The following is a 10,422-nucleotide window of genomic DNA, read 5'->3' as shown; positions in this document are numbered from 1 at the left end:
GGCGGACTCCACTCGAACAATAAAAGAAAACTATTGAATATTCATGATTGTTGGCGCACATCGACATGACCCTGTGCAAAAGGGTGATGTGCGAACCGCTATCTGCGGTTATACCCGGCCAGGATCGCTGGATCCCGATCGGGACCGCGGATCATAGCCTAAACTGAGCCAGAGATCTTCTGTTTCTCACAGATTCTTCCCGATTTATCCACAGGAAGATCGGAAACCGGGTAAGTGTAAACGATCCTGGGGCGAGTACCCTACGATTTAGCCCGCATATTGGAAAAATTAATGAGCACAGACAATTTCTTGCTTAAATGATCTAACGAAGATCCGGGACGATCCTTGCGCTTTGTTTGGGAGGCCGTATAATCCTCGACCCGGCGCGTGGTGCTCATCTTCCTGCGTCGTCCGTTGCTCATTTTCCACGCGAAAACGTGCGGAAATACGCGGGAAATAAGGAAAGAGAATTGACTCCGGAGTGTACAATTATTACAATCCGGCCTCTTTAATCACCCACGCTGAGGCGTTAGTCGTTCGAAACTCGTTCGGGTATACGCAAAAGTCAGTGAATTTATTCAAGTTTAGGTAGAAATCGCCATGAAACGCACTTTTCAACCGTCTGTACTGAAGCGCAACCGTTCTCACGGCTTCCGTGCTCGTATGGCTACTAAAAATGGTCGTCAGGTTCTGGCACGTCGTCGTGCTAAAGGCCGCGCTCGTCTGACCGTTTCCAAGTAATAAAGCTAACCCCTGAGTGGTTAAGCTAGCATTTCCCAGGGAGTTACGTTTGTTAACTCCCACTCATTTCACTTTCGTCTTCCAGCAGCCACAACGGGCTGGCACGCCGCAAATCACCATCCTCGGCCGCCTGAATTCGCTGGGGCATCCCCGCATCGGTCTTACTGTCGCCAAGAAAAACGTTAAGCGTGCGCATGAACGCAATCGGATTAAACGTCTGACGCGTGAAAGCTTCCGTTTACGTCAGCACGAACTGCCTTCAATGGATTTCGTGGTGGTGGCTAAAAAAGGGGTTGCCGACCTCGATAACCGTGCTCTCTCGGAAGCGTTGGAAAAATTATGGCGCCGCCATTGTCGCCTGGCTCGCGGGTCCTGATAGCCCTCATTCGGGTCTATCAACGCCTGATTAGTCCGCTACTCGGGCCGCACTGCCGTTTCACGCCAACATGCTCAAGCTACGGAATTGAGGCATTGCGCAGGTTTGGAGTGATAAAAGGCAGTTGGTTGACGGTGAAACGCGTATTAAAATGCCACCCTTTACACCCAGGTGGAGACGATCCCGTCCCGCCAGGACCCTTTGATACCAGAGAACACTAACGATGGATTCGCAACGCAATCTTCTTATCATCGCTTTGTTGTTCGTGTCTTTCATGATCTGGCAGGCATGGGAGCAGGATAAAAATCCTCAACCCCAGCAGCAGACCACGCAGACTACGACCACCGCAGCGGGTAGCGCCGCCGACCAGGGCGTACCGGCCAGTGGCCAGGGGAAACAGATTACGGTTAAGACCGATGTGCTTGAGCTGACTATCAACACCCGTGGTGGTGATGTTGAGCAGGCGCTGCTGTTGACCTACCCAAAAGAGCTGAAGTCTAACGAACCGTTCCAGTTACTGGAAACCACGCCTGAGTTTATCTACCAGGCTCAGAGCGGCCTGACCGGTCGTGATGGCCCGGATAACCCGGCTAACGGTGCGCGTCCACTGTACAACGTCGAGAAAGAGACCTTCGTGCTGGCTGATGGTCAGAACGAAATCGCTATCCCGATGACCTACACCGACGCCGCGGGCAACACCTTCACCAAAACCTTCACCCTGAAACGCGGTGAATATGCGGTGAACGTGGGCTACAGCGTTCAGAACACCGGTGCGAAACCGCTGGAACTGTCGACCTTTGGTCAGCTGAAGCAGTCCATCAATCTGCCGTCTCACCGTGACACCGGAAGCAGCAACTTTGCGCTGCATACCTTCCGTGGCGCGGCGTACTCCACGCCTGATGCGAAGTACGAGAAATACAAATTCGACACCATTGCCGATAACGAAAACCTGAACGTCAGCGCTAAAGGCGGTTGGGTGGCAATGCTGCAGCAGTATTTCGCCACTGCGTGGGTGCCAACGAACGACGGTACTAACAACTTCTATACCGCGAACCTGGGTAACGGTCTTGCAGCCATTGGCTACAAATCTCAGCCGGTTCTGGTACAGCCGGGTCAAACCGGTAAGCTGGCAAGCACCCTGTGGGTCGGTCCGGAAATCCAGGACAAAATGGCTGCCGTTGCGCCGCACCTGGATCTGACCGTGGACTACGGCTGGTTGTGGTTCATCTCTCAGCCGCTGTTTAAGCTGCTGAAGTTCATCCACAGCTTCCTGGGTAACTGGGGCTTCTCCATCATCGTTATCACCTTCATCGTACGTGGCATCATGTACCCGCTGACTAAAGCGCAGTACACCTCCATGGCGAAGATGCGTATGCTGCAGCCGAAGATTCAGGCAATGCGTGAGCGTCTGGGCGATGACAAACAGCGTCAGAGCCAGGAGATGATGGCCCTGTATAAAGCAGAGAAAGTGAACCCACTGGGTGGTTGCTTCCCGCTGCTGATTCAGATGCCAATCTTCCTTGCACTGTACTACATGCTGATGGGTTCCGTTGAGCTGCGCCACGCGCCGTTCGCCCTGTGGATCCATGACCTGTCTGCACAGGACCCGTACTACATCCTGCCGATCCTGATGGGCGTAACGATGTTCTTCATCCAGAAGATGTCGCCGACCACCGTGACCGACCCGATGCAGCAGAAGATCATGACCTTTATGCCGGTCATCTTCACCGTGTTCTTCCTGTGGTTCCCGTCAGGTCTGGTGCTGTACTATATCGTCAGCAACCTGGTGACCATTATCCAGCAGCAGCTGATTTACCGTGGTCTGGAAAAACGTGGCCTGCATAGCCGCGAAAAGAAAAAGTCCTGATTCGGTAAGTTAACGCTAAAATAAGGGCGGTCGATTGACCGCCTTTTTTATTTGTATTGAACGAGACCAACCATGAGCCATAACGACACTATCGTCGCCCAGGCAACCCCACCGGGACGCGGTGGTGTAGGCATTCTGCGTATCTCCGGCCTGAAGGCCCGCGAGGTCGCCGAAGCGGTGCTGGGTAAACTGCCAAAGCCGCGCTACGCTGATTATCTGCCGTTTAAAGACACTGACGGCACGCCGCTGGACCAGGGCATTGCGCTGTGGTTCCCGGGCCCGAACTCCTTTACCGGAGAAGACGTGCTGGAGCTGCAGGGCCACGGTGGCCCGGTCATCCTCGACCTGCTGTTAAAACGCATTCTGACGCTGCCGGGCCTGCGCATTGCAAAGCCAGGTGAGTTCTCCGAGCGTGCCTTCCTGAACGACAAGCTCGACCTCGCACAGGCAGAAGCAATTGCTGACCTGATCGACGCCAGCTCCGAGCAGGCAGCCCGCTCCGCACTGAACTCGCTTCAGGGCGCGTTCTCGGCGCGCGTGAATCATCTTGTGGAAGCACTTACTCACCTGCGCATCTATGTCGAAGCGGCTATCGATTTCCCGGATGAGGAGATCGACTTCCTCTCTGACGGTAAAATTGAAGCTCAGCTGAATAGCGTGATGGCCGATCTCGACGCGGTGCGTGCCGAAGCACGTCAGGGTAGCCTGCTGCGCGAGGGGATGAAGGTCGTGATTGCGGGCCGCCCTAACGCCGGTAAATCGAGCCTGCTCAACGCCCTGGCGGGCCGTGAAGCGGCGATCGTCACCGACATCGCCGGTACCACCCGCGACGTGCTGCGTGAGCATATTCATATCGACGGCATGCCGCTGCACATCATCGACACGGCAGGTCTTCGCGACGCCAGTGACGAAGTAGAGCGCATCGGTATCGAACGCGCCTGGCAGGAGATTGAGCAGGCTGACCGCGTGCTGTTTATGGTGGACGGTACCACGACCGATGCCGTTGATCCGGCGGACATCTGGCCCGACTTTATTGCCCGCCTGCCGGCAAAACTGCCGATCACCGTGGTGCGTAACAAAGCGGATGTGACCGGCGAAACGCTGGGTATCAGTGAAGTGAATGGCCACTCACTTATTCGCCTGTCGGCCCGTACCGGTGAAGGCGTTGACGACCTGCGCAACCATCTCAAACAGAGCATGGGCTTTGATACCAGTATGGAAGGCGGCTTCCTTGCGCGCCGTCGTCACCTTCAGGCGCTGGAAGACGCGGCACGCCACCTCGATCAGGGGAAAGCGCAGCTGCTTGGCGCATGGGCGGGTGAACTGCTGGCGGAAGAGCTGCGTCTGGCGCAGCAAAATCTGAGTGAGATAACCGGCGAATTTACCTCGGACGATCTGCTGGGACGGATTTTCTCGAGCTTCTGTATCGGCAAGTAATTACCGCTGATGAAGGGTGATTTCCTCCCGGGAAATCACCTTTGTCCAAATGGCAACTCGCCTAATCCCTTTTATCCCCCTATTCTGCTTGCCTGCATCTATGGGGGGTTTATGGCTCGTTTTCTGTTTTGTAGTTTTGCGCTGGTTCTGCTTTATCCATCGGGTATTGATATGTATCTGGTGGGGCTGCCGCACATTGCCCGCGATCTGGGTGCCAGCGAGGCGCAGCTGCATATTGCGTTTTCGGCCTATCTCGCCGGGATGGCATCATCGATGGTATTTGCCGGGAAAATCGCGGACAAAGCGGGTCGTCAGCCCGTGGCCATTACCTGTGCCATCATCTTCGCGCTGGCGTCAATGCTCTGTTCCCTGGCCCAGGACAGTATCCTGTTCCTGACAGGACGCTTTATCCAGGGAATAGGTGCCGGTGGCTGTTATGTGGTGGCCTTCGCCATCCTGCGCGATACCTTAAGCGCTCAGCGGCGTGCCAAAGTGCTTTCCATGCTCAACGGTATTACCTGCATCATTCCGGTGATGGCGCCGGTGGTGGGCTATCTGATCATGCTGAAATTCCCGTGGCAGAGCCTGTTCTGGACGATGGCGGCCATGGGCGCGCTGGTCTTTATCCTCTCGATCACGGTGCTGAAAGAGACCCATCCAGGCTCGCAAAACGCAGGCCATACGGCAACCCTTCATCCGGCCGAGACGCTGCTAAACCGCTTTTTCCTGAGTCGCCTGGCCATTACCACACTGAGCGTGGCGGTGATCCTGACGTATGTAAACGTTTCCCCGGTGTTGCTGATGGAGACCATGGGGTTTGATCGCGGTGAGTATTCCACCGTGATGGCACTTACCGCGATGGTCAGTATGGCCGTCTCGTTCTCGACGCCGTTCGCACTGAATATCTTCCGTCAGCGCACGCTCATGCTAACCTCGCAGGTGCTGTTCCTCGCTGCGGGGGGGATTCTGGCGACCACCAGCACACATGCGCTGATGCTGGTAGGGATTACGCTGATTTGCGCCGGCTTCTCCGTCGGCTTTGGCGTGGCGATGAGTCAGGCACTTGGCCCGTTCTCGCTGCGCGCGGGTGTGGCAAGCTCGGTGCTGGGTATTGCACAGGTCTGCGGTTCGTCGCTGTGGATATGGCTGGCGGCGGTCATCGGCCTTAATGCGCTCAATATGCTGATCGGGATTCTGATTGGTTGTAGCATGCTCTGCATCACCTTACTTATGGTCATCCAGCCCGCGGCCCATTATGAAGAAGCCAATCAGCAGTCTCGATCTTAACCTGTTGTTGTGCCTGCAGCTTTTGCTGCAGGAGCGCAGCGTAACCAAAGCCGCGAAACGGATGAACGTGACCCCGTCCGCGGTAAGTAAATCGCTGGCGAAACTGCGCGACTGGTTTGACGATCCGCTGTTTGTGAAAACACCGTTAGGCCTGCTGCCGACACCGCTGACGATGAGTCTGGAGCAGGATCTGGCCGACTGGATGCAGATTGGCAATCAGATCCTCGATAAATTCCATCATGACTCCCCGGGCGGGCTGACGTTCGTGCTGGCCGCGGAAACGCCTCTGATGCTGATCCGTTTTAATGCCCTGCTCGAGCAGGTCAATCAGCGCTATCCACAGGCCACGGTAAAGATGCGCCACTGGGATTACGACTCGGTGGATGCCATTACGCGCGGAGAAGTCGATCTTGGCTTCACGGGCCGTGAAACGCATCCGCGCTCCCGCGAGCTGCTGAAGCTGATGCCGTGGTTTATCGACTACGAAATTCTGTTCAGCGACCGCCCCTGCGTCTATTTGCGCGAAGATCATCCGGCTCTTCAGGAAGAGTGGAACCTGGAGACTTTCCTGCGCTATCCGCATATCAGCATCTTCTGGGAGCGCAGCGACACCTGGGCGCTTGATGAGGTGCTCAGAGAGATGGGACGTGAGCGTAATATCGCCATGAGCCTGCCCGGTTTCGAACAGTCGATGTTTATGGCGGCGCAGCCCGGCCATAACTACATCGCCACGGCGCCACACTACTGCCATCACTATAATCAACTCCACCAGCGTAAGCTGATCGCCCTGCCCATTCCCATTGATGAAGCCCAGGCTGAAAAACTGACCGTTCCTTTCACGCTGATCTGGCATAAACGAAACAGCCATAATCCGAAAATCCTCTGGCTCCGTGAGACAATCAAAGCGCTATATGCCGCTCCAGCGCTTATTTTTGCCTAAGAAAATGTAAAGTTGGGTCCTCAGGCTTCTCTTACTCCCATTTACTGATTAAAACAGAAGGCAAGTTAAGCGATAATCATGTAACCGTTTAACCGAATACGACCATTATCAAGGAGCGAAAAATGGCAACGCACTTTGCAAGAGGGATACTGACAGAGGGACATCTCGTATCGGCCAGAATTTCATCCGCGTGTCACCAGGAAGCACGTAAACTGCCGGAGCATCGCCGGACGCGGTTTTTGGCATCCCGCGCGCTTCTCGCTGAGCTGATGTTCATGCTGTACGGCACCAGTGAACTGCCGGATATCCTCACCCAACCTGAAGGCCGCCCGGTCTTTGCCGACCCGGAGCTGCCGCGTTTCTCCATTGCCTATACGGGCAATATCATTGGCGTCGCGCTCACCACTGAAGGGGATTGCGGCCTGGACATGGAGCTTCAGCACGCAACCCGCGGCTTCCATGGCGCGAACCCGCACGATGACTACCCGCTTTCCAGCAATGAAAAGCTGTGGGTGCGTAACCAGAACGATCCCATCGAGGCCAGAGCTCAGCTCATTACCTTACGCCAGAGCATTCGAAAGCTCTGTGGCTGTGCATCAGACGACGCCAGCCTGCTGCAATTGCTTCCAGGCTCCGGACGTCTGCGTTCCGCTAAAGCCACGCTGGTAGAGGCGCTCAGCGATGCTGAAGACGTACTGATTTGGTCCATCGCGGTGACCCCCGCCATCGAACGATTGAAAATCTGGGAATTTGACAGTCAACACGGATGGAGTAGCCTTCCGGATGTGCCCGAGCGAGCCAACGAACCCGCCGCGCGCCTGATGAGATTAACCAGTTTACCGGCAGAAAAAGCATATACCCTTAGCTGATCCATTCAGGGTCATCATGATGAAACAGGAGTAATCATGTCTGATACGTTGAAAGTTGTTACGTTACTGGGAAGCCTGCGCAAAGGTTCATTTAACGGGATGGTTGCCCGCACGCTGCCTCAGCTGGCACCGGCAGGTATGGACATTAGCGCCCTGCCATCGATTGGCGACATTCCGCTTTACGACGCGGATGTGCAGCAGGAAGAAGGGTTTCCACAGAGCGTAGAAGCGCTTGCAGAGCAGATCCGCCAGGCCGACGGCGTGGTGATTGTTACGCCTGAATATAACTACTCCGTCCCGGGTGGCCTGAAGAACGCCATTGACTGGTTATCCCGTCTCCCGGAGCAACCGCTGTCGGGTAAACCGGTGCTGATCCAGACCAGCTCTATGGGCGCGATTGGCGGGGCACGCTGCCAGTACCATCTACGTCAGATCCTGGTCTTCCTGGATGCGATGGTAATGAACAAACCGGAATTTATGGGGGGCGTGATTCAGAACAAGGTCGACCCGCAGACGGGTGAAGTGGTGGATCAAAGTACGCGTGACCATCTTTCTGGCCAGCTGACCGCGTTTGGTGATTATATTAAGCGAGTGAAAGCTTAAACGTAGCCTGATGTCCTCACTCTGGCCCTCTCCCACCGGGAGAGGGCGCAAACACAAAAGCCCTTTTCGACGAAAAGGGCTTTCTGTTTATTTGGCATCAATAAAAACAATCTTCAGCACAAACAGCAGCGCCACAATGATGACGCACGGGCTGAGGTCGCGGAAGCGACCGGTACCAATCTTCATGACGCAGTAGGAGATAAAGCCCAGCGCGATACCTTCGGTGATCGAGAAGCTAAACGGCATCATCACCGCGGTAATAAACGCAGGCACCGCTTCGGTTAAATCATCCCACTTCACGCGCGACAGGCTGGAGGTCATTAACACCCCCACGTAGATCAGCGCGCCGGCTGCCGCATACGGAGGCACCATGCCCGCCAGTGGTGACAGGAAGATCACCAGCAGGAACAGGATACCCACCACAACCGCCGTCAGACCGGTACGGCCACCCACAGAGACACCTGAAGAGGATTCAATGTAAGCGGTAACAGAAGATGTACCGATAAACGCGCCGGTGACAGAGGAGACACTGTCAACAAACAGCGCCTGCTTCATGCGCGGGAATTTCCCATTCTCATCCGCCAGGCCGGCTTTGTCGGTCACGCCAATCAGCGTACCGGAGGAGTCAAACAGGTTAACCAGCATGAAGGAGAAAATCACGCCCGCCAGCCCCAGGTTCAGGGAGCCTGCCAGATCGACGTGCCCAATGACGGTAGACACGCTCGGTGGCGCGGAGACAATCCCTTTGTACTGCACATCGCCCAGCATCCAGCCCAGTAGCGTGGTGACCACGATGGAAACCAGCACGGCCGCATGAATATTGCGCGAAGCCAGGATAGCGATGATAAAGAAGCCCAGCACGCCCAGCAGCACGTTGTGCGAGGTCAGGTGACCGATGCTCACCAGCGTGTCCGGGTTAGCCACGATAACGCCTGCGTTTTTCAGACCCATCATGCCGATAAACAGACCAATACCGCTGGTAATCCCCACGCGCAGGCTCACCGGAATATTGGCTATCATCCAGTAACGTACGCGGAAAATGGTCAGCAACAGCAGGCCAACCGCGCCCCAGAAGATAGCGCCCATGCCGACCTGCCATGGCAGACCCATCGCCTGGACGACCACGAACGCGAAGAAAGCGTTCAGACCCATTGCCGGGGCCAGCGCCACGGGCAGGTTAGCGAACACACCCATCAGGATACTGCCCAGCGCAGCGATCAGACAGGTGGTCACGAAGACGGCGCTGGTGTCCATGCCAGCAACGCCAAGAATTTGTGGGTTAACAAAAACGATATAGACCATCGTCAGGAAGGTGGTGAAACCGGCGATCACTTCGGTGCGTGCCGTTGTGCCGTGCTCACGCAGTTTAAACACGCGCTCAAGCAGACCCTGACCAGATGTCTGGGTAGTGTGTTGTTGACTCATCATCAATTTCCGAACAAGGAGGGAAAATTCGTCGCTATCCTATACCAAAATGCGACAATAGTGGCGGTTACAAGATACTTTTTTCATTGATTTTGCTTATACGGCAACGATTGCGTCTCATTAAACTGCCGTACGTAAACGTTAAACTTGTAAAAAGGGAAAGGCATGTCCGGAATTGAAGCGGTATTTTTCGACTGCGACGGTACGCTGGTCGACAGTGAGGTCATTTGTTCCCGCGCGTATGTGACCATGTTCAGGGAATTTGGCATTACGCTGGATCTCGAAGAGGTGTTTAAACGCTTTAAAGGTGTGAAGCTCTACGAGATCATCGACATCATTAACGAAGAGCACGGTGTGGATCTGGCGAAAGCAGATCTGGAGCCGGTCTACCGCGCCGAGGTCGCACGCCTCTTCGACTCCGAACTGGAGGTCATTGCCGGGGCGAATGCGCTTCTGGATGCGATGACGGTGCCCATCTGCGTGGTCTCGAACGGTCCGGTCAGCAAAATGCAGCACTCGCTGGGTAAGCTTGAAATGTTGCACCACTTCCCGGAAAAACTGTTCAGCGGCTACGATATCCAGCGCTGGAAGCCAGACCCGGCGTTGATGTTCCACGCAGCAAAAGCGATGAACGTTAACGTGGCGAACTGCATTCTGGTGGATGACTCTTCTGCGGGAGCGCAGTCGGGAATTGATGCGGGTATGGAGGTGTTTTACTTCTGCGCCGATCCGCACAACAAACCGATCGATCATCCAAAAGTGACGACCTTCACCGATCTGGCGCAGCTGCCAGAATTGTGGAAGGCTCGCGGGTGGAATATTACTCGCTAAAAAAAGCCGGATAGCGCTGACGCTTATCCGGCCTATAAGGTTCGCA

The 10,422-nt window shown here is 55.3% G+C and carries 11 protein-coding genes; 10 read left to right on the top strand and 1 reads right to left on the bottom strand.

What is annotated here, in order from left to right; all coding sequences use genetic code 11:
- Positions 1-600 precede the first annotated feature (600 nt).
- The 9 genes from rpmH (at position 601) to HV242_RS23600 (ending at position 8,120) form a co-directional block, all read left to right on the top strand.
- Positions 601-741, top strand: a complete 141-nt coding sequence (rpmH, locus tag HV242_RS23640) for a 50S ribosomal protein L34 (protein ID WP_000831330.1) — start codon at positions 601-603, stop codon at positions 739-741.
- A 16-nt stretch (positions 742-757) separates the two neighbouring features.
- The gene (gene rnpA / locus HV242_RS23635) at positions 758-1,117 is read left to right on the top strand and encodes a ribonuclease P protein component (RefSeq protein WP_014172301.1); all 360 of its coding nucleotides are present in this window, start codon (positions 758-760) and stop codon (positions 1,115-1,117) included.
- A complete protein-coding gene (yidD, locus tag HV242_RS23630; RefSeq protein ID WP_001307474.1) occupies positions 1,081-1,338 on the top strand; it encodes a membrane protein insertion efficiency factor YidD in 258 nt (85 codons plus the stop codon). Before rnpA ends, yidD begins: the two co-directional genes overlap by 37 nt.
- 2 nt (positions 1,339-1,340) lie before the next feature.
- The gene (gene yidC, locus HV242_RS23625) at positions 1,341-2,984 is read left to right on the top strand and encodes a membrane protein insertase YidC (protein WP_014172300.1); all 1,644 of its coding nucleotides are present in this window, start codon (positions 1,341-1,343) and stop codon (positions 2,982-2,984) included.
- A gap of 72 nt (positions 2,985-3,056) precedes the next feature.
- Positions 3,057-4,421: a tRNA uridine-5-carboxymethylaminomethyl(34) synthesis GTPase MnmE gene (gene mnmE, locus HV242_RS23620; protein WP_014172299.1), complete on the top strand. Its 1,365-nt coding sequence runs from the start codon at positions 3,057-3,059 to the stop codon at positions 4,419-4,421.
- A gap of 111 nt (positions 4,422-4,532) precedes the next feature.
- Positions 4,533-5,708 (top strand): MFS transporter, encoded by a 1,176-nt coding sequence (locus HV242_RS23615; RefSeq protein WP_181616876.1) that lies wholly within the window; start codon positions 4,533-4,535, stop codon positions 5,706-5,708.
- A complete protein-coding gene (gene yidZ / locus HV242_RS23610) occupies positions 5,677-6,648 on the top strand; it encodes an HTH-type transcriptional regulator YidZ (protein ID WP_040018322.1) in 972 nt (323 codons plus the stop codon). Before HV242_RS23615 ends, yidZ begins: the two co-directional genes overlap by 32 nt.
- A 122-nt stretch (positions 6,649-6,770) precedes the next feature.
- On the top strand, positions 6,771-7,517 hold the full coding sequence (locus tag HV242_RS23605; RefSeq protein WP_014172296.1) for a 4'-phosphopantetheinyl transferase family protein: 747 nt from the start codon (positions 6,771-6,773) through the stop codon (positions 7,515-7,517).
- 36 nt (positions 7,518-7,553) lie between these two features.
- Complete coding sequence (locus tag HV242_RS23600; protein ID WP_020882759.1) at positions 7,554-8,120, top strand: NADPH-dependent FMN reductase; 567 nt, start codon at positions 7,554-7,556, stop codon at positions 8,118-8,120.
- A gap of 87 nt (positions 8,121-8,207) precedes the next feature.
- Here HV242_RS23600 and HV242_RS23595 read toward each other — a convergent pair whose 3' ends face one another.
- Positions 8,208-9,545: an NCS2 family permease gene (locus HV242_RS23595; protein WP_138614807.1), complete on the bottom strand. Its 1,338-nt coding sequence runs from the start codon at positions 9,543-9,545 to the stop codon at positions 8,208-8,210.
- A 165-nt stretch (positions 9,546-9,710) separates the two neighbouring features.
- Between HV242_RS23595 and yieH the strand changes: the two genes are divergently transcribed.
- Positions 9,711-10,376: a 6-phosphogluconate phosphatase gene (gene yieH, locus HV242_RS23590; RefSeq protein ID WP_014172293.1), complete on the top strand. Its 666-nt coding sequence runs from the start codon at positions 9,711-9,713 to the stop codon at positions 10,374-10,376.
- Positions 10,377-10,422 lie beyond the last annotated feature (46 nt).

The sequence above is a fragment of the Enterobacter sp. RHBSTW-00593 genome (genome assembly GCF_013784105.1).
Lineage (GTDB): Bacteria > Pseudomonadota > Gammaproteobacteria > Enterobacterales > Enterobacteriaceae > Enterobacter > Enterobacter ludwigii.
The sequence above is the reverse complement of the archived record's forward strand: the minus strand, read 5'-3'. Positions and strand labels throughout refer to the sequence as shown.

Excerpts from the sequence above, each read along its gene's own strand:
- rpmH (WP_000831330.1), top strand. The coding sequence starts at position 601 with ATGAAACGCACTTTTCAACCGTCTGTACTGAAGCGCAACCGTTCTCAC.
- yidD (WP_001307474.1), top strand. The coding sequence starts at position 1,081 with ATGGCGCCGCCATTGTCGCCTGGCTCGCGGGTCCTGATAGCCCTCATT.
- yidC (WP_014172300.1), top strand. The coding sequence starts at position 1,341 with ATGGATTCGCAACGCAATCTTCTTATCATCGCTTTGTTGTTCGTGTCT.
- mnmE (WP_014172299.1), top strand. The coding sequence starts at position 3,057 with ATGAGCCATAACGACACTATCGTCGCCCAGGCAACCCCACCGGGACGC.
- HV242_RS23615 (WP_181616876.1), top strand. The coding sequence starts at position 4,533 with ATGGCTCGTTTTCTGTTTTGTAGTTTTGCGCTGGTTCTGCTTTATCCA.
- yidZ (WP_040018322.1), top strand. The coding sequence starts at position 5,677 with ATGAAGAAGCCAATCAGCAGTCTCGATCTTAACCTGTTGTTGTGCCTG.
- HV242_RS23605 (WP_014172296.1), top strand. The coding sequence starts at position 6,771 with ATGGCAACGCACTTTGCAAGAGGGATACTGACAGAGGGACATCTCGTA.
- HV242_RS23600 (WP_020882759.1), top strand. The coding sequence starts at position 7,554 with ATGTCTGATACGTTGAAAGTTGTTACGTTACTGGGAAGCCTGCGCAAA.
- HV242_RS23595 (WP_138614807.1), bottom strand. The coding sequence starts at position 9,545 with ATGAGTCAACAACACACTACCCAGACATCTGGTCAGGGTCTGCTTGAG.
- yieH (WP_014172293.1), top strand. The coding sequence starts at position 9,711 with ATGTCCGGAATTGAAGCGGTATTTTTCGACTGCGACGGTACGCTGGTC.